Genomic DNA, 24,327 nt, shown 5'->3' with positions numbered 1-24,327 from the left:
CATTCATCGTGTTTTGGCGTGATATTACGTTGTCGATCTGGCGTAAGAAGACAACTGGCCTCAAAACAAAAAAGCGTTTACTGCCGCTGATGCTGGCAGCGGCATTATGCAGTTCACCAGTTTGGGCGGAAGAAGCCACTTTTACCGCCAATTTTAAAGATACCGACCTGAAATCGTTTATCGAAACCGTCGGCGCTAACCTCAATAAAACCATCATTATGGGGCCGGGCGTTCAGGGGAAAGTGAGTATTCGTACTATGACCCCGCTCAATGAACGCCAGTATTACCAGCTATTCCTTAACCTGCTGGAAGCGCAGGGGTATGCCGTCGTGCCGATGGAAAACGACGTGCTGAAGGTGGTGAAATCCAGCGCCGCAAAAGTCGAGCCGTTGCCGCTGGTCGGTGAAGGTAACGATAACTACGCGGGCGATGAAATGGTCACTAAAGTGGTGCCGGTACGTAATGTGTCTGTACGCGAACTGGCACCGATTCTGCGCCAGATGATCGACAGCGCGGGTTCTGGCAACGTCGTTAATTACGATCCCTCCAACGTGATTATGCTTACCGGACGCGCCTCGGTTGTGGAACGGCTGACGGAAGTGATTCAGCGCGTGGATCATGCGGGAAACCGCACCGAAGAGGTGATCCCGCTGGATAACGCCTCGGCCTCGGAAATTGCCCGCGTGCTGGAAAGCTTGACCAAAAACAGCGGCGAGAACCAACCAGCAACGCTGAAATCACAGATTGTTGCTGATGAACGCACTAACAGCGTCATTGTCAGCGGCGATCCCGCTACGCGAGACAAAATGCGCCGTCTGATCCGTCGCCTGGACTCAGAAATGGAACGCAGCGGCAACAGCCAGGTGTTCTATCTCAAATACAGCAAAGCGGAAGATCTGGTCGATGTTCTGAAACAGGTCAGCGGCACGCTCACCGCCGCTAAAGAAGAGGCGGAAGGCACGGTCAGTAGCGGACGTGAGGTTGTTTCTATTGCCGCCAGCAAACACAGTAATGCCCTGATTGTGACCGCGCCGCAGGACATCATGCAGTCGCTGCAAAGCGTGATTGAACAACTGGATATCCGCCGTGCTCAGGTGCATGTCGAGGCGTTGATCGTGGAGGTTGCCGAAGGCAGCAATATCAACTTCGGCGTGCAGTGGGCGTCGAAAGATGCCGGATTAATGCAGTTTGCCAACGGCACGCAGATCCCTATCGGCACGCTGGGGGCGGCGATTTCTCAGGCGAAGCCGCAGAAAGGTTCCACGGTGATCAGCGAAAACGGTGCCACCACCATTAACCCGGATACCAACGGTGACCTCTCCACGCTCGCCCAGCTACTTTCCGGTTTTAGCGGTACGGCGGTTGGCGTGGTGAAAGGCGACTGGATGGCGCTGGTGCAGGCGGTCAAAAACGACTCCAGCTCTAACGTCCTTTCTACGCCGAGCATCACCACGCTGGACAACCAGGAAGCCTTCTTCATGGTGGGTCAGGACGTTCCGGTATTAACCGGTTCTACCGTTGGCTCCAATAACAGCAATCCTTTCAACACGGTAGAAAGGAAAAAAGTCGGCATCATGCTGAAGGTCACGCCGCAGATTAACGAAGGTAACGCGGTACAGATGGTGATTGAGCAGGAAGTGTCGAAGGTGGAAGGACAGACCAGCCTCGATGTGGTGTTTGGCGAGCGCAAACTGAAGACTACCGTGCTGGCTAACGATGGTGAGCTGATTGTGCTTGGCGGTCTGATGGACGACCAGGCGGGAGAAAGCGTGGCGAAAGTGCCGTTGTTGGGCGATATCCCGTTGATTGGCAACCTGTTTAAGTCCACGGCAGATAAAAAAGAAAAACGTAATCTGATGGTGTTTATCCGCCCGACCATTCTGCGTGACGGTATGGCGGCAGACGGCGTTTCGCAGCGCAAATATAACTATATGCGCGCCGAGCAGATCTATCGCGATGAGCAAGGCTTAAGCCTGATGCCGAACACTGCGCAGCCGGTACTACCAGCGCAAAACCAGGCCTTACCGCCGGAAGTTCGCGCGTTCCTCAATGCCGGGAGAACGCGTTAATGGTGCCTGTAGCACAGGAAACCTCCGCTAACACCGTGCGTCTGCCCTACAGTTTCAGCCGTCGGTTTAGCCTGGTGGCATGGTGCGAAGCGTCGCTGGAGATCCTCCATGTTCATCCGTTGTCGCTCTCTGTTTTGCAGGAGCTGCAACGGGGGCTGAACGCGCCCTTTACGCTGCGGCAAATCGACGAGGCCGAATTTGAACAGCGGCTGAATGCGGTCTGGCAGCGGGACTCTTCCGAAGCTCGCCAGTTGATGGAAGATCTCGGTTCTGCCGAGGACTTCTTTACCCTCGCAGAAGAGCTGCCAGAAACGGAAGATTTGCTGGAAAGTGACGACGATGCGCCGATCATCAAGCTGATCAACGCCATGCTGGCAGAGGCAATTAAAGAAGGCGCTTCGGATATCCACATTGAGACGTTTGAAAAGAGTCTGGTGATCCGTTTTCGTGTAGACGGAACGCTACATGAAATGCTGCGTCCCGGGCGCAAACTGGCCTCGCTGCTGGTGTCGCGTATCAAGGTGATGGCGCGGCTGGACATTGCCGAAAAGCGCGTGCCGCAGGATGGGCGTATTGCGCTGTTGCTGGGCGGTCGGGCGATTGACGTGCGTGTCTCCACCATGCCTTCTGCCTGGGGTGAACGCGTGGTGCTGCGACTGCTGGACAAAAACCAGGCTCGCCTGACGCTGGAGCGTCTGGGGCTGAGTCATGAACTGACCGCGCAGTTGCGCCAGCTACTGCACAAACCGCACGGCATCTTTCTGGTGACGGGGCCGACGGGTTCTGGCAAAAGCACCACGCTGTACGCCGGATTGCAGGAGCTGAACAACCACTCGCGCAACATTCTCACGGTTGAAGACCCCATCGAATACATGATTGAAGGGATTGGTCAGACGCAGGTCAACACCCGTGTCGGCATGACCTTCGCCCGTGGCCTGCGTGCGATTTTGCGTCAGGACCCGGATGTAGTGATGGTCGGTGAGATCCGCGATACCGAAACCGCAGAAATCGCCGTTCAGGCGTCGCTTACGGGGCACCTGGTTCTTTCCACGTTGCATACCAACACGGCGGTGGGGGCAATCACGCGTTTGCAGGATATGGGCGTAGAGCCTTTCCTGCTCTCTTCCAGTCTGACGGGCGTGATGGCGCAGCGACTGGTTCGCACGCTGTGCCCCGACTGCCGCCAGCCCGCACCTGCCACTGACGAAGAAAAACGCCTGTTGGGGATTACCGATGCGCGAACCGTCACTCTGTACCATCCGCAGGGCTGCCCCGCCTGTAATCACAAAGGTTTTCGTGGGCGCACCGCCATCCATGAGCTGATCGTGGTGGACGCCACATTGCGTGATTTGATCCACCGTCAGGCCGGGGAACTGGAGCTGGAACGTTATGTCCGGCAACACTCTGCGGGTATCCGCAGCAACGGCATTGAGAAAGTACTCGCCGGAGAAACCTCTCTCGATGAAGTGCTGCGGGTAACGATGGAGGCGTAATGGCACTGTTTTACTATCAGGCGCTACAGCGTAATGGTCGCAAAACCAAAGGCATGATTGAGGCGGATTCCGCGCGTCATGCCCGCCAGTTGTTGCGCGGTAAAGAGCTCATTCCCGTGCACATTGAAGCCCGGCTGAATGCTTCGTCAGGGGGAATGTTGCAGCGTCGGCGGCACGCACATCGTCGTGTGGCGGCGGCAGATCTGGCGCTGTTCACCCGCCAACTGGCAACGTTGGTTCAGGCAGCAATGCCGCTGGAAACCTGCTTACAGGCGGTCAGTGAGCAAAGCGAAAAACTGCATGTGAAAAGTCTGGGAATGGCGCTGCGCAGCCGGATTCAGGAGGGGTACACCCTGTCGGACAGCCTGCGCGAACATCCCCGCGTCTTTGATTCTCTGTTTTGTTCGATGGTGGCTGCCGGAGAAAAATCCGGGCATCTCGATGTGGTGCTCAATCGCCTGGCGGATTACACCGAACAGCGCCAGCGCCTGAAATCACGACTGCTGCAGGCCATGCTCTACCCGCTGGTGCTGTTGGTGGTGGCAACGGGGGTGGTCACTATTTTGCTGACGGCGGTGGTGCCGAAAATTATCGAACAGTTCGATCACCTCGGACACGCGCTGCCCGCCTCCACCCGCACCCTTATCGCCATGAGCGACGCCTTACAAGCCAGCGGCGTTTATTGGCTGGCGGGATTGCTGGGGCTTCTGGTGCTGGGGCAACGACTACTCAAAAAGCCGACTATGCGGCTGCGCTGGGATAAAACTTTGCTGCGCTTGCCCGTGACGGGGCGGGTTGCTCGCGGGCTGAATACGGCGCGTTTTTCCCGCACGTTAAGCATCCTCACCGCCAGCAGTGTTCCGCTGCTGGAAGGCATTCAGACCGCTGCCGCCGTGTCGGCAAATCGCTATGTCGAGCAGCAACTGCTACTGGCGGCAGATCGCGTCCGCGAAGGAAGCAGTCTGCGCGCCGCGCTGGCGGATCTGCGCCTGTTCCCGCCGATGATGTTGTACATGATCGCCTCTGGTGAACAGAGCGGCGAGCTGGAAACCATGCTTGAACAGGCCGCGGTCAACCAGGAACGGGAGTTTGATACCCAGGTGGGGCTGGCGTTAGGGCTGTTTGAACCGGCGCTGGTGGTGATGATGGCGGGCGTGGTGCTGTTTATCGTCATCGCCATCCTCGAGCCGATGCTGCAACTGAACAATATGGTTGGAATGTAATTTACGGAGTTATCACATGAATTCGTTATCCCGCGCGCAAAAACCACGGGCAGGTTTTACCCTACTGGAAGTGATGGTGGTGATTGTTATTCTTGGCGTCCTGGCAAGTCTGGTGGTGCCTAACCTGCTGGGCAACAAAGAGAAAGCGGACAGGCAAAAAGCCATCAGCGATATCGTGGCGCTGGAAAACGCGCTGGACATGTACCGACTGGATAACGGGCGTTATCCAACCACCGAGCAGGGGCTTGAGGCGCTGATCCAGCAACCGGCCAATATGGCAGATTCCCGCAACTACCGTACCGGTGGGTACATTAAACGGCTACCAAAAGATCCGTGGGGCAATGATTATCAGTATCTCAGCCCGGGTGAAAAAGGGATGTTTGATGTTTACACCTTAGGGGCGGATGGTCAGGAAAACGGAGAAGGGGCTGCCGCAGATATCGGTAACTGGAATTTACAGGAGTTTCAGTAATCAGTGCCTGGACGCGGATTCACTCTTCTGGAAATCATGCTGGTGATTTTCCTGATCGGCCTTGCCAGTGCAGGCGTGGTACAGACTTTTGCGACCGATTCTGAATCGCCTGCGAAAAAAGCGGCGCAGGATTTTCTGACTCGCTTTGCGCAGTTTAAGGACAAGGCAGTGATCGAAGGGCAAACACTCGGTGTGCTAATCGACCCGCCCGGCTACCAGTTTATGCAGCGTCGTCAGGGGCAGTGGTTGCCCGTTTCCGCGCCCCGGTTATCGGCACAGGTTACGGTGCCGAAACAGGTGCAGATGCTGTTACAACCCGGCAGTGATATCTGGCAGAAGGAGTATGCGCTGGAGCTGCAACGTCGTCGCCTGACGCTGCATGATATTGAACTGGAGCTGCAAAAAGAGGCGAAAAAGAAGACACCGCAAATCCGCTTCTCGCCTTTTGAACCTGCCACACCGTTTACGCTGCGCTTTTATTCTGCGGCGCAAAACGAATGCCAGGCGGTGAAACTGGCGCACGATGGCGCGTTATCTCTCAGTCAATGTGATGAGAGGGTGCCATGAAGCGCGGATTTACGTTGCTGGAAGTGATGATCGCACTGGCGATTTTTGCGCTGGCTGCCACGGCGGTATTACAGATCGCCAGCGGCGCGCTGAGTAATCAGCAAATTCTTGAGGAGAAAACGGTAGCTGGCTGGGTGGCCGAAAACCAGATCGCACTGCTCTACCTGATGACCCGCGAACAGCGGGCGGTCAGGCATCAGGGCGAGAGCGACATGGCAGGAAACCGCTGGTACTGGCGAACGATCCCACTGAATACAGGCAACGCGTTGCTCCAGGCGGTGGATATTGAAGTCAGCCTTCACGAAGACTTTTCGCCGGTGGTTCAGTCACGGCGCGCCTGGTTTAGCGCCGTGGGAGGCCAACAGTGAAAAGGATTCGCCCTGGTTTTACGTTACTGGAAATGCTGGTGGCAATTGCCATTTTTGCCTCACTGGCACTGATGGCGCAGCAGGTGACAAACGGTGTCACGCGCGTGAATAGCGCCGTCGCGGAGCACGATCAAAAACTCAACCTCATGCAGCAAACGATGAGTTTTCTGACCCATGATCTGACCCAAATGATGCCGCGTCTGGTAAGAGGCGAGCAGGGCCAGAGGGAACCGGCGTTACTGGCGGGTGCAGGCGTGCTGGCGTCTGAGAGTGAAGGGATGCGCTTTGTGCGTGGCGGCGTGGTTAATCCGTTGATGCGCCTGCCGCGCAGTAATCTGCTCACTGTCGGTTACCGCATTCATGACGGTTACCTTGAACGGTTAGCCTGGCCGCTGACCGATGCAGCGGGCAGCGTGAAGCCAACAACGCAAAAATTAATTCCGGCGGATTCGCTCCGTTTGCAGTTCTACGACGGCACGCGCTGGCAGGCGAGTTGGTCGTCAGGGCAGGCGATCCCTGTGGCGGTGCGCATGACTCTGCATTCGCCGCAATGGGGCGAGATTGAACGCATCTGGTTGTTACGTGGGCCGCAATTATCATGATCACCTCACCACCAAAACGCGGAATGGCACTGGTCGTGGTGCTGGTATTGCTGGCGGTCATAATGCTGGTAACCATCACACTTTCCGGGCGGATGCAGCAACAACTTGGGCGAACGCGCAGCCAGCAGGAGTACCAGCAGGCACTGTGGTACAGCGCCAGTGCAGAAAGCCTGGCGCTGAGCGCGCTCAGCCTGAGCCTGAAAAATGAACAACGCGTGTATCTGGCACAGCCGTGGGCTTCCGGCCCCCGTTTTTTCCCACTGCCGCAGGGGCAAATTGCCGTCACCCTGCGTGACGCACAGGCCTGCTTTAATCTGAATGCTCTCGCACAGTCGACGACGGCGACGCGTCCGCTTGCGGTGCAACAGTTGATTGCCTTGATCACGCGTCTCGATGTGCCTGCTTATCGGGCTGAGCTGATAGCCGAAAGTCTGTGGGAGTTTATTGACGAAGATCGCAGCGTGCAAACGCGGCTGGGTCGTGAAGACAGTGAGTATCTCGCCCGCTCGGTGCCGTTCTACGCCGCGAATCAACCGCTGGCGGATATCAGCGAAATGCGTGTGGTGCAGGGAATGGACGCCGGACTTTATCAAAAACTCAAACCGCTGGTCTGTGCGCTACCGATGACCCACCAACAAATCAACATCAACACCTTAGAGGTCGCGCAAAGCGTGATTCTTGAGGCGCTGTTCGACCCGTGGTTAAGCCCTGTTCAGGCGCGAGCATTATTACAACAACGTCCGGCGAAGGGCTGGGAAGATGTCGATCAGTTTCTTGCACAGCCGCTACTCGCTGACGTCGATGAGCGTACAAAAAAACAGCTAAAAACCGTCCTGAGCGTGGACAGCAACTACTTCTGGCTGCGTTCAGATATCACCGTGAATGAGATTGAACTGACGATGAATTCGTTAATTGTCCGCATGGGGCCACAACACTTTTCGGTTCTCTGGCATCAGACAGGAGAAAGTGAGTGAGTTCCATGCTTGAGATTTTTTTCCCGCTTTGCGCCTCTGACCCCATTCGTTGGCAGCGCTGTACCGTCGATGCTGAGCACGGCATCTGGCCTGACATTGCCGACGAACAGCTTCAGCAATGGCTGCAAACTGATACGATTCGGCTCTACATTCCCGGCGAATGGATCAGCATCTGGCAGGTTGAACTGCCTGATGTTCCCCGTAAGCAGATACCGACTATTCTGCCCGCCTTACTGGAAGAAGAGCTGAACCAGGATATTGATGAACTGCATTTCGCCCCGTTGAAAATCGACCAGCAACTGGCAACCGTAGCAGTGATTCACCAACAGCATATGCGCAACATTGCGCAGTGGTTGCAGGCAAACGGCATCACCCGCGCTACCGTCGCGCCGGACTGGATGTCCATTCCTTGTGGCTCTATGGCTGGCGATGCGCAACGGGTTATCTGCCGCATCGATGAATGTCGGGGATGGAGTGCCGGGTGGGCGCTGGCTCCGGTCATGTTCCGCGCACAGCTCAATGAGCAGGAATCACCGCTTTCGTTAACCGTGGTCGGCATTGCACCGGAAGAGCTATCTGCATGGGCTGGCGCAGACGCCGGACGCCTGACGATCACGTCTCTGCCCGCTATTACCACCTGCGGTGAACCAGAAGGGAACCTGCTGACAGGGCAGTGGCAACCTCGCGTCAGCTACCGAAAACAGTGGGCACGCTGGCGGGTGATGGTTCTGCCTGTATTGCTGATTCTGGTTGCGCTGGCAGTGGAACGGGGCGTGACATTATGGAGCGTCAGCGAACAGGTGGCGCAAAGCCGCGCCCAGGCAGAGAAACAGTTCTTAACGTTGTTCCCGGAGCAGAAGCGGATTGTGAATTTGCGCTCTCAGGTGACGATGGCGATGAAAAAATATCGCCCACAGACTGACGATACCAGGCTACTTGCCGAGTTGTCAGCGATCGCCAGCACCCTGAAATCGGCATCACTTTCCGACATTGAGATGCGTGGTTTCACCTTTGATCAAAAACGCCAGACGCTCCACCTTCAGTTGCGGGCAGCGAGCTTTGCCAGTTTCGACAAACTGCGTAGCGCACTGGCGGCAGATTATGTTGTGCAACAGGACGCGTTACAGAAAGAGGGTGATGCGGTTTCCGGCGGCGTAACGTTGCGGAGGAAATAACATGTTACGCGATAAATTGATTCACTATTTTCAGCAATGGCGTGAGCGCCAGTTAAGCCGTGGCGAACACTGGCTGGCACAACACCTGGCGGGGCGTTCGCCGCGCGAAAAGGGCATGTTACTGGCCGCGGCGGCGTTCCTGTTTAGCGCCGGATATTACGTCCCCATCTGGCAGCCGTTGAGCGAACGGATAGAGCAACAGGAGACGATGTTGCAGCAACTGGAGGTGATGAACACCCGACTGAAACGCGCCGCACCGGATATTATCGCAGCGCGAAAATCCGCCACGACAACGCCTGCACAGGTATCGCGGGTTATCAGTGACAGCGCTTCCGCGCATTCTGTGGTCATCAAGCGGATAGCCGAGCGTGGGGAGAATATTCAGGTCTGGATAGATCCGGTGGTGTTTAATGACCTGCTGAACTGGTTAAACGCGCTGGATGAAAAGTATGCGCTGCGGGTGACACAAATTGATGTCAGTGCAGGTGAGAAGCCAGGAATGGTGAATGTGCAGCGACTGGAGTTGATAAGAGGATAAGTGTTCCAGTAAATTCCCTGTGAAATTCAGCCCGAAAGGTGAGTGTATAATCTTCTTATCCACTCACCGAATTGAATGTTTTTGCAATAAGAAATATCCCATTCCTCTCATCACTGAATGTTCTGCAAAACAACAGATACGAGTTCTCTCCTGAAACAGCCCGGCGTCCTATAAATATGCTTACGTGTGGCAATACATCATGATTATTAATAGATGCAATGAATCATTAGGTGGCAATTGATAGGTCAAAACATATAGGATAATTCTTGTGTGATCTGTATTTTGTGTAGCTTGGAAATTAGTAAAATTCCTGGAGATAATCAGAAATGGAATTTCAAGTAAGTATAATAATTTCCATGGAAACTATTCGTCGATTTTTAGAAAAGTCTGCTCAGGTATATCTACTGAGGGATGATGCTGGTTGTAACACTGGTTAAAATAAATACACAAAATAATCAAGGTGTATATTTTAATCGACGAAAATAATTACTTCTGGGATTATTGGTGCGACTTAAATAACACCATTTAAATGTGATATAAATCACAAATATGGCTGTGAAGAGGGTGCTGTAGATGTAAATAAGAAGTACATGAGTGAATTTTAAATAGAGAAATAGTTTCTTGGCAAACAATTTATTGGTAATCAATTGCGTGCGTTCTGGTTTGATACAGGTTGTAGGAATTGTTACGCATAAAATCCATAGAGGTGTTACAATCAAGTAGTTAACAGTAATGGTAAAAATAATTTCCTGAGAAATTAACTCCACATTCTAAAACGGCCAGTTTTCTGAAATTACCAGAAGACCGAATACATTCATGCCTGAAGAATGGATTAGAAGAAAAGAGACGGAAATAGAACAGATTATTTCTGCGGAAATAATTTCTGCAGAAATTGTTTGCGGCTATTAAAAAGGCCGAACCGTCTGAACGAAATTTATCCAGTTACAAATAAGTATTACCTCCAGTGTATTGGTAGCTGTTAAGCCAGGGGCGGTAGCATACCTGAAGATATTAGGATCACATCATCAAATGGCAAGAAGTGGATTTGAAGTTCAGAAAGCCGCTGTTCATGCTCTCTTTTTACGAGAGTTAAAAACACGCTTTGGTAAATATCGCCTTGGATATTTATGGGCGATACTAGAACCTGCCTCTCATATGTTGATTTTATTTTTCATATTTGGTTTCATCATGCATAGAACCATGCCTGGCATATCATTCCCGGTCTTTCTGCTAAATGGTATTATTCCATTCTTTATATTCTCGAATATATCAAGCAGATCTATAAACGCAATTGAGGCAAACCAAGGGCTATTTAACTATAGACCCGTAAAACCTATTGATACTATTATTGCACGAGCTATTTTAGAATTATTAATTTATTTATTAGTATATATTATTTTGCTTATTATATTATTTACATTTAAAGAACAATTTTCATTCGAACGATTGTTATTATTAATAGTTACATGGTTCCTACTTTTTTTAGTATCTATAGGAATAGGGACCATATTTATGATCATTGGCAATACTTTTCCTGAAACTGAAAAATTGCTCCCTATTTTATTAAAACCATTATATTTTGTGTCCTGTATAATGTTTCCATTGCATTCAATACCTAGAGAATATTGGTCATATTTATTGTGGAACCCATTAGTGCATATCGTGGAGCTTTCAAGAATAGCCATGTTAAACAACTACAAATCTGATGGTGCAAGTCTATCTTATTTATCACTATGTGCACTAATAATACTGTTTTTTTCATTAGCATCATACAAAGTTAAAGAAAAAGAGATGTTAACATCATGATTCATATTGATAATTTAACAAAAAGTTATAGAACATCGAAAGGGATACACTTTGTTTTTAAAAATATAAATTTAAAAATCCCAAGTAACAAAAATGTTGCTTTAATAGGACGTAACGGTGCTGGCAAATCAACTTTATTAAGGATAATTGGTGGAATTGACAGGCCGGATAATGGAAATATTATTTGTAATAAAAAAATATCATGGCCAGTAGGCCTTTCCGGAGGATTCCAAGGCAGTCTTACTGGTCGAGAAAATGTTAAATTTGTCGCTAGATTATATTCTAAAAAAAATGAATTACAATCAAAAATAAAGTTTGTTGAAGATTTTTCTGAGCTTGGGCATTATTTTGATATGCCTATCAAAACTTATTCATCTGGGATGAAATCACGCCTTGGTTTTGGCTTAAGTATGGCATTTGATTTTGATTATTATTTAGTTGATGAAGTCACAGCTGTTGGCGATGCTCGATTTAAAGAAAAATGCTCGAGGATTTTTAAAGAACGTTATGAAAAATCTAATATTATAATGGTATCTCATAGTCTAAACGCATTAAAAGAATTTTGTGATATAGCTATATATCTTAAAGCATATGATGAGATTAAGTATTATGACTCTGTAATAGATGCTCTTGATGAATATTCTTTCGATATAAAAAATGTAAAATAACTTTATTTATTATTCCTGCCAAATTATCAAAGTACATTGTTATGTCTATAATAGTTAATCATGTAATGTCATCTAATATTACAAGTGGAATCTTTACGGATCTTCTTTCTTATTATAAAAAATATTGTGACAAAGAGATATCGATAGTTGAAAGTTGCAGACCAATTGATAACGCAGACCTCTATCACTACCACCGCCCTCATTTGGAAAGCGAGCTAAAAGCAAACTCTGTTGTAACTATTCACCATGACTTAAATGATACAGATCCTTGGTTAAATTATGAAAAATTTCATCCTAGATATATGGAGGCAAAGAAAATATTATGTCTTAATTCAATGCAACAAGCATTCATACATAATAAGGGGTTAACAAATACTGAAGTTATCCCACATGGTTATAATTCAGATGTATTTTGTAATACACTAATGTCAAAGAAAAAAACTGATAAGATTAATATCGGTTTTATTTCAAAAAGATATGGTCGCAAAGTTAAGGGGGAAGCTTATCTTTATGAGATTTTCAAAAGACTGGATTCACAAAAATACAAATTTATTTTTGTCGGCGTTGATAGAACAATAACAGCATATAAAGCTGCACAATATGGTTTTGAAGTAAAGTGCTATGAAAGACTACCATATTTTTGTTATGGAGATTTATATAAACAACTCAATTTCCTTTTAGTAACTAGCTTGTATGAAGGTGGCCCTGCAAATATCCCTGAGGCAATTGCATCAGGCACACCAATAATATCGACACCTGTTGGAATGGTGAATGACTATGTTAAAAATGGTGTGAATGGTATTATTTTAACTGGTGATATTGAAAAAGACATTGATAATATTAACTATTTTTCTCAAGACATTAATTACCAAGAATTAGAAAAAAATGCGTTCGCAAGTTCAAAAAATATAATGACATGGCAAGATGTAATGGAAAAAACCTCATTAATCTATAAAAATATGGTAAGGTGATTTATAATGAAAAATATAAGCATTTTATTTTCCGATAGCGTACATTTTCATGTAAGGAATTTTAAAAGTTTATTTGATTTTATTGAAAGGCATAAGATATATCATACTTTTGTACGCGAAAGGAATAAATGGGTAAGCGCTTACGGGAATTATGAGTGTTTTTTTGATGAATTGCAACCAAAATATAATGAATTGCTGGAACAAGATAGAGAGGAATTATATTACTTTACAGTAAATGGAATTAATCTTTTTAAAGTATGCAGAGATGAAGCATTATCATATTATTTGCCAATTGACAGCTTTAGACTTTTATTAAGCGGTGTGCCTGATGATAGTGATTTATTTTTGTTCATGATGCAAACGGACTCTAGGGCATTACTGCTAAACTTAGCTGCTGCCTGGTCTTGGATTGATTTTTGGAAAGATAAACTGAGTAATATAAAAAAACATACATATGCTTGTATTTTTTCTGGAGCTCAAATATATAACAGAGTTTTATTAGAGATTCTTAAAACTCACCCAACAACACCTCTTGTCTTGGAACATTTTTTCACAGGGAATGAATACTATATTGAAGAGAAGTATGACCCTATTCCTAATAATACAAATTTAAAGATAAGTAATGTCTATAACTCAGTTAATATAGAAGAAAACGGTTTTGAGTTAGAAAGGACAAGGATCAAAGCGATTAATAAGGTTCTCTTGGCTAAAAACAAGAATGTTACCCAACCTTCAGAAACATTCTTAATTGAAAAAAAAGGTAGCAAGACAGTTACTATTATAGGTCAAGTTGTAAATGATTTCTCTGTCATTTGTACTGCAAAGAAATATCTTTCAACTATAGATTTTTATATTGAATTGATTGATAGACTGTTATGCGATGATGATGTTTTTGTTATATTTAAATCCCATCCTTGGGAAAGACACAAAAACAATATACGGTCTGCTTTGACCTTTGAAAAGATCCATGAATATATTAAAGAACTTCCTGATGATAAATCATCAAGAGTATTTATTATAGAGGATTTCAATTTAGAGAGCCTAATAAAACAATCTGATCATATAGTAACTTTGTGTTCTCAATCAGCAATCGAGGCTGCATTTTTAGGTGTTAAGCCAATACAACTTGGTAATGCATTTTATGGGAAAAAAGGATTTACATATGATTTTGATAGTATTGATGAGTTTTTTACTGCCTTAAAAGAAAATAAACTAAATAAATATCTTACTATTGAAGAGTACAGTAATCTTGAACTTTTTTTGATAAAATTTCTTGAAAAAAGCCTTGTTTCCATTCATAAATCAGGGATTCTAAGTTTAGAGAAAAAGTTGAAACTTCCATCTTATATATCTTTAGTTAAACCAATTGTTGGAGAAAAAAAGAAAATAAATCACAATAAAGTTTCTAATAAATCTTCTGAAGGAAATGTTAAAACTGTTATTGAGAAAAAAGAAAATGATGAAATAAAAAAAAGTATTTTTGAAAAAACAGAATTATCGATACTTACCCCATCATGTGAAAATGAAAGGAAATATATAAAGAAAATAAAAAAATTCAAGCAAAATCCTAAAAGATTTTTTATTGACTCCAGGTATAAATCACTTAATTTTTTAGCAAAAATTTTATTTTAATAGGCAAGTGATAATATGTTGGTTCATAATGCATTTAAACCAATTGATATAAGAAACTCAAAGGATATATTTTTAAATAAAATTAATAGATATATCGCTCAAGATAAAATGCAAATAAAATCGATGTCTAATCCTTTTTTTCAGGTAGACAACGAAAATATGGATATATCTGAGCTTTCCGCTATTTTTACAACACAATATCAAACTCATGAGGTGATCATTATTGAGGTTGAATCATGTAAAATTGGCCCTCGCCCAGAAGGAATGCCAAGGTATTGGCCTATTTTATATAAAGATAAATATCTTTGGAATTTTATAAATGTGTCTGGGAAGCAAGCTTTAAAAGAACAAGGAATACTTAATTATAATGAGAGACAGTTATTTGTTGATGATTTTCATGACTCAATAAAAATTCATGGTAAGTCTATCTGGCTTTATATGTTCTCAAATTTAGATCATTTATATCGAGAGTCGTTGCCTGCACTTTATTTGATAAAACAGGTATATGGTTCATTAGATGGTTTTAATATTGTTACGCCACATATATCAGAAGAACTTGTTATTTTGCTTGAAGGTTTAGGGGTTAAAAGAAATAAAATAATACAAGTTGGAAACACTTGGATTGAATTTGATAATGTGATAATCACATCATTTCCAAGTTTCGGTCATTTACATACTCCAAGCGATTATTATATCAAAAGCTGTAATAATCTTTCAGAGTCATTCTCGAAATTATCAAATATTACTCAGAAACATAAAATTTTTATTTCTCGGCGGAATGCAACACAGCGAAAAATCCATAACGAAATAGATTTATATAAGTACTTTGAAGAACAGGGATATTACATCTGTGATCCGGGTGATTATACTCCAAGTGAACAAATTGCTCTGTTTTCTCACGCGGAAATAATTGTTGGATCGCATGGGATGGGCATTGCAAATGCTGTTTTTTCAAAAAATTTAAAAATTCTTATTGAGATAATGCCTACAGATTGGAATAGAGTTAGTTATTATCGTACTACTCAGCTAATGAATTGTAAATATGGATGCTATTGGATAGAAAAAAATGAGGATAAAGAGCTGACAATAGATGTTGATAGGTTTGTAATGTTCGTAGAACACTGTACGGCGTCATTAAATGACGATGTCTGAAATCGTAACTAATTACCCCATGGCCTGATAATTATTTCTTGTGTTTTTATTTTACGGCTTATCATATAGTGTTATTAACTATTTTTTGAATAGTTGATATATTAAATAAATAACATAAGTTATATTTCCATAATTATTGTATTTTAATATGATGTTGATTTCATTAACCATACATATGATACAAAAAATATGTGATATCACACTCTGCTAAATATAAATGGTAACTATCTTATTACTGTAATGACTTGTTATTGAATGGAACTCTATTTACTAAATATGTGCCTTTTTCATAACTCAGTCGTCTATAATAAACTGCATTAATCTGCGTCTTCATTAATAAATACTCACGAAACTTCTTAAACAGTTTCATATCCGGTTTAAAGTTAGCCTGCCAGAACTGGTGCAAATGCCCTTGATACGTCAATCCTTTGATGTCGTACAGGGCATTGCCCATCACTTTGAGCGGTTTGTTATGAATCAGCGCAGAGATCCCTGCCGTACTGTTTATTGTTACCACCGCTTTTGCATGGCGTAATAATTCCGGCATCGGGAGATCGTGCACATAAATGACGCGCTCACCTAAGCCATATTCCGTACTCAACCGCTTAATTAATGGTCGATAGAGTCTGTGACCACGATCCATCGGATGATGTTTGATCACCAAATAACTTTCTTTCGGCGCTTTACGTGAAAATGAGTACATGACTTCATTAATATAGTCACGCACATCGTTATAATTGCTGTGGTTACGAATCTGGCTATCGTTGTACACCTGCAAAACGGCAAGATAATAACGCTGATCCAGCTCATTCATTAACCTCGGCAATACCTTACGCTGTGTTACTTTGTAAAGTTGCTTGCGCCAGTACGCACGAACCCAGCAACGTGCTTCATACCAGGGGGAAAACGATTTGTGGTGGCGGTAGCGAGGGAACTCATGACGGTAATGCCAGCCCATCAGGTAATACCACATCGCATGGCCAATGCGTTTCATCGTTGAAGGTTTTAAGTTCTCAATGTGCGGCGCAGCCATATCTGGTAACTTACGATAAAAATCCGGATCGCGCGGTAGCGATGAATATGCGTTTACTCCGCCTTCTTCAACGGTAATAAACTGCGGGCGTAAATATCCTTCTTCAAATGCCAGAAAGCGGATCTCTTTCGTATTCGCCCAGCGTTTTGCTTCTTTGTGTAATGGGCGGCAGTCGCCAAAGCAGAGGATGGTGTCAAAGTCATATTGTCGGTGGAGATCTCGCAACCAACCGGGAAACTCTTTCGGCGTTTGGTAATAAGCCAGGTATTGTCGATTACGGCAGTAAAAAAGATCCCCGCCGTTGAATACAACATTCACAGCGTTACGGCCTAATGACTCTAACCACTCGGCGATGTCATTGAAAAAAGGTCCCATCGGTCCCTGCAATAGCAGGTACTTTTTACCGGATAACAAAATGCTTAGTGCATTATCTTGCATAAATAATCTGTGCAATAGTCAATAATGAAATTGGTTAATCCAGTCTGACTCTGCAGAACATGATTAACTTACGGTAAATATTAATAACTCTGTCAATATTATTTTTTCTAATTACCATCGGCTTGCGCGGCGTCCGGATTAAATATTCCGCAGCTTCTTCAACTGTAATAGGTTGTAGCCGTGTTGGGTGGATATAGGTTGGATAAACAATCAACGCTTGATAGATCAAGTCTGCTATCGTTAATCTGCGCTCGCGGCGCGGGCAGTGATGTTCATCAACGGTTAAACCCCAACCGGCATAGAAGGGCAGGCCGTAACAATGTACGTGCTTACCATGTAATAACGCTTCAAATCCCGACAGCGACGTCATGGTGTGCACTTCATCTGCGCGCTGAATGCATTGAATAATATCTGCGTCAAGTGCCTGATAATCAGCTAGTTCAGCAGCCAGTTCTGCCGGAATATCGCCCTTGCGATTCCCCACCAGTACATCCGGGTGCGGTTTATAAATAATGTAGGCGTGCGGATTACGCTCGCGTACTGTGCGTAATAGCTCAAGGTTGCTCTTAATCGAGACAGTGCCTGTTTTAATAGAGGCATCGTCCTCTACCTGACCCGGCACCAGGATAACTTTTTTACCTTTAGCTTCGTCTGGTAGAGAGAAATCGGCTCCCAGGTTGTACTTGCTCAGTTTGCTTTCAACCAGTCGCTGGCGTAATTTTTCAGCTCGCATCTGCTGCGCCAGCGTTAGCTGGCTATGATTCAGCAGCACTTCCAGGTCGCTGGGGCGCGTGGTGTCATAGTAGATCCCGCGTTTATCCAGCACCAGCGATAGCGGTGGCAGCAGGTCAGAGCCAAGTCCGGATGAACGCAGAAAACCATCTTCCATTCGCCATAACGGCAGTGATTTTCGCTGCGCTTCGGCTCGCCATTGCTGTTCCCCCTTTACACCCCATACCACGCAGGCGCTCGCCGCAGTACAACGACGTGAAAAACTCAGCCGGTTTGTCGCTGTTCGCAAGAAAGGTTTCAGGATCGCTGACTTCCACAGCGTTAAGCCTGGCGCCCATAAATAGCCATTACGCTGTTGCAGATGTCGGCGTTGTAATTGCAGCCATTGCAGCACGGTAAACAGATCGCTTACTGCTCCCGTTTGCGGATCGATATAGCGACAGTAACGCAGGTATGCAGCGGCAAAAAGTTCTTCCAGTGTGGCTGAACCGCGTCGGGCAGATAACAACGCCGACTGCGAATGACGATCGTCCGTTAAGCCCCAGCCTGCATACCAGGGCTGGCCGAAGCATGTCACCGGTTTTCCTGCCAGCAAGGCTTCAAAGCCGTACTGGGAGGTCACGACGTAAACTCGGGAAACGTGTCGCAACAGCGACTGCGGGCTGACATTCTCGGCAATTAAACGTACTCGTTGCGTGGCGCGCAGATCGGCGAAATAACCTGTTTTCTTTCCTTCCAGTACATCTGGGTGCACCTTCACCCAAATTGTCGCTTGAGGATTTTCCGCAATCGCGGCCTCCAGCATGGCGGCAAACTCATTCTGACCCGCATTACCATACGTCACTGACATATCATTAAATGTCTGATCGACAACCAGAACGATGTCTGAATGTTCTGACTCATCAGCCACAAACGCAGGCGCCAGATTATATTTCGACAAATCATCGGTCACGATGGTGTGCATCGCTTCTCTGGCCTGATCTGCCAATGCCGCATTTCCGGCTTTATCCTGTACCAGTTTCTCCAGCGCCGAAGGCTTGCTGGCATCGTAGTAAATGCCGCAATCATCTACCACCAAAGAAAGCGGCGGTGCGCCATTGACGCCAAGATCCAGCGAACGCACAAATCCATCTTCCAGACGGATGACCGGCTTTCCCGCTGCTTTAGCGATGGCGACTGGTTTCGCCGCGCTGGGGCGATGTCCCCACACGGCGATAGCATCAACTTCTTGTGGAACAGGGCGCAGCAGAGAAAGTTTCTGGCACGGTTGCGCCAGAAATTTCTCCAGATGTGGAATACGCCAGATGCCAGACGAGAAAATGCCAATCATGCGTTTTCAGCCAGTTCCTGTGCCATCAGGGTGCGCACTTTTTCAAGACATGCAGGGGTGTCGACGCCCGGACCTGTTGCGGCAACTTCAAACGTGCGAATGTTGATCCCTGCGTTCATCAACCGTAGCTGCTCCAGTGATTCCGCCTGCTCCAGCATGGACTCCGGCAACTGGCTGTAGTTTTGCAGCACATCGCGACGATAAGCGTAAATACCGACGTGTTTCAGGTAACGCGCTTTTTCAGCATTACGCGGATACGGGATCGGTGAGCGGCTGAAATAAAGCGCATCCTGGCGGGTATTCACAACCACTTTTACTGTGCTTGGCTCCGTCGCTTCTTCGGCAGAAATCGCGTGGCATAGTGTTGCCACCGGCAACGCGGGATCGTCACGCATTCCTTGTAACAGTGTTTCTACATCCCGCGGACGAATCATTGGTTCATCGCCCTGCAAGTTAATGTAGATATCTGCTTCCACCGTATGCATCACCTCGACCAGCCGATCGGTGCCGGATTCATGATCGTTGCGCGTCATGATGGCTTTCCCGCCAAATGCCTGCACTGCCTGTTCAACGCGCGAGTCGTCAGTTGCCACCCAAACTTCCGCAACGCCCGCCACCTGTAACGCACGCTCGTAAACATGCTGGATCATCGGTTTACCAACAATATCGAGCAGTGGCTTACCCGGCAGGCGCGAGGAGCCATAGCGAGCCGGAATGACAATAACTGCTTTGCTCATCTCAATTCCTTACAAAGACAGAATCACTTTTGCACCCACCGCCAGCTGATAGAGGATGGTGGAAATACCGCGAGTAACTTCAATGTTTTTCGATTCATATTTCGGCAGAACCATAATCTCATCGCCCGGCTTGAGTGAATCCACATCTTCCGCGTTGACGGCAGCACCGTTCTGACGAATGACGATAATTCTGGCGTTACCCGATTTCTGCGTCAGGCCACCACATTTCTCGATGTAATCCTCGGTGGTCATCCCCTTCTGCCAGCTCACCGCGTTCGGGAACAGCACCTCGCCATGAACCATAACCAGCGATGTTTTCTCCGGAATATTGATGACGTCGCCATCTTCCAGCAGAACAGAATCAATATTGGATTCGTTGAGGATCACTTCACCTTTCGGAACCACGGTGCGCGCTTTCGCCACGAAGCGGCTGATCAGTTGCGCTTCCTGCATTCGCAGGCTGGCTTCTTCTTTGGTGGAGGACTGGGCAGAAAGTGACGCTTCCTCCAGCTTTTGCAGCGAGAGATTCAGCATCTCTTTCTGACGCTGAGCCACTGATGGGCGATAAAGCTGAACCGCGTTCATCTGCGACATGCTGTTCGGGCGGACTTTTTCCAGAACTGCACGCATGGTTGAACCATAAGGCAGCACCATGGCGTGTTCACCGGAGTGCGCGCCTTCAACCCGCACCTGAATGGTGCCGGCATAGCGGTCAGTGCTCACAATTAAGGTATCGCCGTTCTGCAACATACGGCCTGGCGCAGAACTGATCGGATAGTATTCGCTACGTTTTTGCAGCCCCTGTTTACGCATAATCGTAATGTGAGTTGCGCCAGGCTTAGGGCGTGCCCAGCTCAACGCTTCTGTTACAGGAATGCTGCTTTCGCGGAACTCAAAGTCGTAGCTGTTAAAGACATCGCCCTGAACGCTGAACGTATGTTGACGAGGCCCAACGATGATGGTGTCACCATCGGCGAACTGCGAAAGCCCCAGTTTTCCGTTTAGCAGGAAGTCATACAGGTTGACGTTGGAGCGCACGCGGTTGCCGCGCTTGACCACAATATCAACGTAGCTCCCGCGTTCCGGATCTACGCCGCCAGCCTTGATCAGATAATTCAGTAAAGAGTCGGACGTCACGCCGCCGTACAGACCAGGATTACGTACAAAGCCGGTAACGTACACTTTTACTGGCTGCGCCTGTAATAAGGAGGCGTAGACGTTGACGTTGGACTGGTACACTTCCTTTACTTTTGATGTAACCAGGGCGTTCAACTGGCTATTGCTAACCCCAGCAACTTTCACCGGACCAACGTTCGGCAGGAAAATATTGCCTTTGGGATCAATCTGTAACGCACCATCAAAGGTGAACGCACCCCATAAACGGACCTGAACGCTATCGCCCGGATTAAGGATATAGTCAGGATTGAATCCTACCGTCGCACCGCTATCCGCGCTGGTGCCGTTGAAAAGTTGAGCACCAAACATACGACTCATCACCACCGGCTGTGCTGGCGGTGGGGTGTTGTCGAAGCCGCTCATGTTTTGTGTATCCGACTGCTGCCCACTCAGAATACCGGGCAGTGGTGCTGCCCCCGTAAGGTTTGAGTCAGCGTTAATATCAATGGCCGCGCTGGCCTGCGCCGCGTGACAGGCGGCAATCAGTAAAATTGATTTAAATAATTTCATCACAAACTCATTCAGCGACAGCGTTAATCTCGGTGATCTTCAATAACAGCCAGCAACAGTTTCAGGGTGCCGAACAGCAGGCAGCACACCAGTAACCAACAGGCGATCAAATAAGGGATGTTTGGAAAAGACGATTCCTGCGGCAACTGTGGCGAACTGATCACAGACAGCACCTTGAGCTTACGAGCCGCTTCTACACGGGTCTTTTCAATGGAGGTCAGGGTCAGTTTGTACAGCTCGGTGTTGAACTCTACTTTTGATTTGATTTCTTCAAAATCCACCGCCATACGGTTTAGCTTGTCACCCTGTGGCGCTGTGATTTTGCTTTTTTCTTCATCGATTTGTGCCTGCAATGACTGAATCGCGTTACGCGCGCTCACCACTTGGGGGGCGTCTTCACGCAGATATGTCAGCAAGTTACGCAGATCTGCTTCCATCTGGATCTTCTGAGCCATCAGCGTATTTACTAACGTGCTCGCCGCCTGAGCCTGGGCTTGTGGATCCAGGACGTTATTGCTGTCCTGATAAGAGAGCAGTTCCGCTTTGCTGGCATCCAGACGCTGGCGCGCTTTTTCCATCTCGCTTTCTGCAAAGGCAAGTTGATCACGCGCAATGCGATGCGACATCTCATTGATAAAGCGTTCTGACTCTTTCAACACGGTCTGGTTAAATTTAAGCGCAAACTCCGGGCTAAAGCCCTGTGTCTGAATATTCAGCAATCCGGTTTTATCGTCATACGAAACGTTGATACGGTCCTTGTAGTACTTCAGGAAGCCTTCTGCGGTTTCATCCTTGCTAAGATGATTAAGAAAATCGAGCCCGCTGTGGCTAAATGCTTCACGAAAATTCAGTTGCTTATCCAGCGCCGCCAGCATATCCGGCGAGTTGATATACTCTTTCAGATACAACGCATCTTCCGCGGAACTGGGGTTAGAGGCACCCAGAAGCAGACCAAAATTCAGGCTGCCGCTATTTAAATCATCCGAGCGTTTAATGGCGACTTTCGACTCGCTCATATAACGAGGCTGGCTGAAGATAGCCAGATAGATCAGTAGCACAGCCATCGGTGCCAGAATGATGATTTTCGCCAGGTGTTTTTGGATATCTGTCAGTGAGATGGCAGACAGACGAGCACGCATCCAGGATACGGCAGACTTCAATTTTATCAACATGTAACGATTATCAGAGTTTCAGTGGAGGCGAGGGGGCTGGCCTCTCGCCTCCCGTTGCTTCATTAGTCGAAAATTCGTACAAGACCAGTGACTTTGTTCGCCTTGTTGGTCACCAATAACGTTGAGACTCGATGCTTTTGCATCTTTTCTTCCGCTTCGATGATCATGGTTTCTTCCGGTAGAGTCAGTGGTTCACGCGTCATCATCTGCGCAGCCGTGGCGGATGTCAGAGAATCCTCTTTTTCCATAAAGCGACGCAGGTCACCGTCGGTGATAATACCCGCCAGCTCGCCTTCTGCGTCTTCTACCATCACCATACCCTGGCAACCGCTGGTGATACGTTGAATCACGGTTTTAAACGACGCATCCAGGTGCACCGCAGGAACATCATGCTGCATAACATCAGCAACACGGGTCAGCAGGCGACGACCTAATGAACCGCCCGGGTGATAACGCGCGAAGTCATTCGGCATAAATTTACGCTGGTGGATCATGGCAATAGCCAGCGCGTCTCCGATCGCCATGGTCAGCGTGGTGGACGTTGTTGGTGCAAGGTTATTCGGGCAGGTTTCATTCTCCATGTGAAGTTCCAGCACGGCATCAGCATTTTTCGCCAGCGTGGAATTTCCATTATTGGTAATGGCGATAATTCGGTTGCCGAAATTCTTCAGTGAAGGGACTAGCTTCAGAATTTCATCCGTTTCACCGCTGGCGGAAATAAGGATCAGGAGATCATAAGGCGTAATCATACCGAGATCGCCATGGAAAGCCTCTGCCGGATGAATAAAGAAACTCGGCGTACCAGTAGAGGCCAGTGTCGCTGACATTTTACGACCAACATGCCCTGATTTACCCATTCCCGAAAGAATAACGTGTCCTTTACAGTTCATTATCAAATTAAGGACTCGTTGGTACTGTACGGGATCCAGTTGCTTAGACAAGTTTTGTAATGCTGCGCCTTGTTCTGCCAGAGTCTGGCGAACAGAGGTAATTAAATATGGATCGATAGTACTGCTCTGGTCATCAGGTAAATGTCTTTCAGACATATCAGCTCCTTTGCACGGAAATAGTGCCACAGTCACAACAAACCCGAACCCATAATAAATTATTGATATTAAATCAATGGGTTATAACAAATTATTTAATAAATATAAAAATATGGTTAGTCCATGCTCTTATCCAGGACTTATCACCCTCTTATTAAGTCGCAATGTCTCATGGAAGTGCGAAGATACTGCAATATTACAGGCGAGAAGGGGGAACCAAATTTTGCCCACCTATTTAACACAGCCCTACATTATGAACAAGGAGTTTAGGATTTTTATCAATGATTAAAATGTTTCGCGCTTAACTATTGAATCAAAAAACAATTCAGAGGTTGATTGTTCCCTTGTAAAAAAAAGAGACGCATGACATTGTTATTTATAAATAAAACACCTCGGTAATGGTGGTGATATTCCGTATTCAACTATTTAAGCTATGTATAGTT

General features: G+C 47.0%; 21 protein-coding genes. 15 read left to right on the top strand and 6 right to left on the bottom strand.

Annotation, left to right across the window (positions count from 1 at the left end; translation table 11 throughout):
* Positions 1 to 8 precede the first annotated feature (8 nt).
* From gspD to A31E_RS08240, 15 genes are all read left to right on the top strand, one after another.
* Entirely contained in the window at positions 9 to 2,069 is a 2,061-nt protein-coding gene (gene gspD / locus A31E_RS08170) for a type II secretion system secretin GspD (RefSeq protein WP_000498809.1), read from the top strand.
* On the top strand, positions 2,069 to 3,562 hold the full coding sequence (gene gspE / locus A31E_RS08175) for a type II secretion system ATPase GspE (RefSeq protein ID WP_000249315.1): 1,494 nt from the start codon (positions 2,069 to 2,071) through the stop codon (positions 3,560 to 3,562). Before gspD ends, gspE begins: the two co-directional genes overlap by 1 nt.
* The gene (gene gspF, locus A31E_RS08180) at positions 3,562 to 4,785 is read left to right on the top strand and encodes a type II secretion system inner membrane protein GspF (protein WP_016249202.1); all 1,224 of its coding nucleotides are present in this window, start codon (positions 3,562 to 3,564) and stop codon (positions 4,783 to 4,785) included. The genes gspE and gspF overlap by 1 nt, the downstream gene beginning before the upstream one ends.
* Positions 4,786 to 4,801: 16 nt before the next feature.
* Positions 4,802 to 5,257 carry a type II secretion system major pseudopilin GspG gene (gene gspG / locus A31E_RS08185; protein WP_001087280.1) on the top strand — a complete coding sequence of 152 codons (456 nt, stop codon included), beginning with the start codon at positions 4,802 to 4,804 and terminating at the stop codon, positions 5,255 to 5,257.
* 3 nt (positions 5,258 to 5,260) lie between these two features.
* The gene (gene gspH, locus A31E_RS08190) at positions 5,261 to 5,824 is read left to right on the top strand and encodes a type II secretion system minor pseudopilin GspH (RefSeq protein ID WP_016249201.1); all 564 of its coding nucleotides are present in this window, start codon (positions 5,261 to 5,263) and stop codon (positions 5,822 to 5,824) included.
* Entirely contained in the window at positions 5,821 to 6,192 is a 372-nt protein-coding gene (gspI, locus tag A31E_RS08195; protein ID WP_016249200.1) for a type II secretion system minor pseudopilin GspI, read from the top strand. The genes gspH and gspI overlap by 4 nt, the downstream gene beginning before the upstream one ends.
* Entirely contained in the window at positions 6,189 to 6,794 is a 606-nt protein-coding gene (gene gspJ, locus A31E_RS08200; protein WP_000822464.1) for a type II secretion system minor pseudopilin GspJ, read from the top strand. The genes gspI and gspJ overlap by 4 nt, the downstream gene beginning before the upstream one ends.
* Positions 6,791 to 7,768 (top strand): type II secretion system minor pseudopilin GspK, encoded by a 978-nt coding sequence (gene gspK, locus A31E_RS08205; protein WP_000633185.1) that lies wholly within the window; start codon positions 6,791 to 6,793, stop codon positions 7,766 to 7,768. Before gspJ ends, gspK begins: the two co-directional genes overlap by 4 nt.
* Entirely contained in the window at positions 7,765 to 8,943 is a 1,179-nt protein-coding gene (gene gspL, locus A31E_RS08210; RefSeq protein WP_016249199.1) for a type II secretion system protein GspL, read from the top strand. Before gspK ends, gspL begins: the two co-directional genes overlap by 4 nt.
* Before the next feature lies 1 nt (position 8,944).
* On the top strand, positions 8,945 to 9,481 hold the full coding sequence (gene yghD, locus A31E_RS08215; RefSeq protein WP_016249198.1) for a GspM family type II secretion system protein YghD: 537 nt from the start codon (positions 8,945 to 8,947) through the stop codon (positions 9,479 to 9,481).
* A gap of 1,029 nt (positions 9,482 to 10,510) precedes the next feature.
* Positions 10,511 to 11,287, top strand: a complete 777-nt coding sequence (locus A31E_RS08220; protein ID WP_016249197.1) for an ABC transporter permease — start codon at positions 10,511 to 10,513, stop codon at positions 11,285 to 11,287.
* On the top strand, positions 11,284 to 11,955 hold the full coding sequence (locus A31E_RS08225) for an ABC transporter ATP-binding protein (protein ID WP_016249196.1): 672 nt from the start codon (positions 11,284 to 11,286) through the stop codon (positions 11,953 to 11,955). The genes A31E_RS08220 and A31E_RS08225 overlap by 4 nt, the downstream gene beginning before the upstream one ends.
* 41 nt (positions 11,956 to 11,996) lie before the next feature.
* Positions 11,997 to 12,926: a glycosyltransferase family 4 protein gene (locus A31E_RS08230; protein WP_016249195.1), complete on the top strand. Its 930-nt coding sequence runs from the start codon at positions 11,997 to 11,999 to the stop codon at positions 12,924 to 12,926.
* A 6-nt stretch (positions 12,927 to 12,932) separates the two neighbouring features.
* On the top strand, positions 12,933 to 14,558 hold the full coding sequence (locus tag A31E_RS08235; RefSeq protein WP_016249194.1) for a capsular polysaccharide export protein, LipB/KpsS family: 1,626 nt from the start codon (positions 12,933 to 12,935) through the stop codon (positions 14,556 to 14,558).
* 15 nt (positions 14,559 to 14,573) lie between these two features.
* Entirely contained in the window at positions 14,574 to 15,710 is a 1,137-nt protein-coding gene (locus A31E_RS08240) for a glycosyltransferase family 61 protein (RefSeq protein ID WP_016249193.1), read from the top strand.
* Between the two features lie 232 nt (positions 15,711 to 15,942).
* Here the strand turns inward: A31E_RS08240 and A31E_RS08245 are convergent, their stop codons facing one another.
* The 6 genes from A31E_RS08245 to A31E_RS08270 form a co-directional block, all read right to left on the bottom strand.
* Positions 15,943 to 17,181 carry a capsule biosynthesis protein gene (locus tag A31E_RS08245; protein WP_016249192.1) on the bottom strand — a complete coding sequence of 413 codons (1,239 nt, stop codon included), beginning with the start codon at positions 17,179 to 17,181 and terminating at the stop codon, positions 15,943 to 15,945.
* A gap of 34 nt (positions 17,182 to 17,215) precedes the next feature.
* The gene (locus A31E_RS08250; protein ID WP_016249191.1) at positions 17,216 to 19,243 is read right to left on the bottom strand and encodes a capsular polysaccharide biosynthesis protein; all 2,028 of its coding nucleotides are present in this window, start codon (positions 19,241 to 19,243) and stop codon (positions 17,216 to 17,218) included.
* A complete protein-coding gene (kdsB, locus tag A31E_RS08255) occupies positions 19,240 to 19,980 on the bottom strand; it encodes a 3-deoxy-manno-octulosonate cytidylyltransferase (protein ID WP_016249190.1) in 741 nt (246 codons plus the stop codon). The genes A31E_RS08250 and kdsB overlap by 4 nt, the downstream gene beginning before the upstream one ends.
* Positions 19,981 to 19,989: 9 nt before the next feature.
* Positions 19,990 to 21,666: a polysaccharide biosynthesis/export family protein gene (locus A31E_RS08260; RefSeq protein ID WP_016249189.1), complete on the bottom strand. Its 1,677-nt coding sequence runs from the start codon at positions 21,664 to 21,666 to the stop codon at positions 19,990 to 19,992.
* Positions 21,667 to 21,689: 23 nt separating this feature from the next.
* Positions 21,690 to 22,838 (bottom strand): capsule polysaccharide transporter, encoded by a 1,149-nt coding sequence (locus A31E_RS08265; RefSeq protein ID WP_000905744.1) that lies wholly within the window; start codon positions 22,836 to 22,838, stop codon positions 21,690 to 21,692.
* A gap of 62 nt (positions 22,839 to 22,900) precedes the next feature.
* A complete protein-coding gene (locus A31E_RS08270; RefSeq protein ID WP_001325875.1) occupies positions 22,901 to 23,884 on the bottom strand; it encodes a KpsF/GutQ family sugar-phosphate isomerase in 984 nt (327 codons plus the stop codon).
* Positions 23,885 to 24,327: the final 443 nt, after the last annotated feature.

The sequence above is a fragment of the Escherichia sp. KTE159 genome (genome assembly GCF_000408805.1).
Classification (GTDB): domain Bacteria; phylum Pseudomonadota; class Gammaproteobacteria; order Enterobacterales; family Enterobacteriaceae; genus Escherichia; species Escherichia marmotae.
The sequence above is the reverse complement of the archived record's forward strand: the minus strand, read 5'-3'. Positions and strand labels throughout refer to the sequence as shown.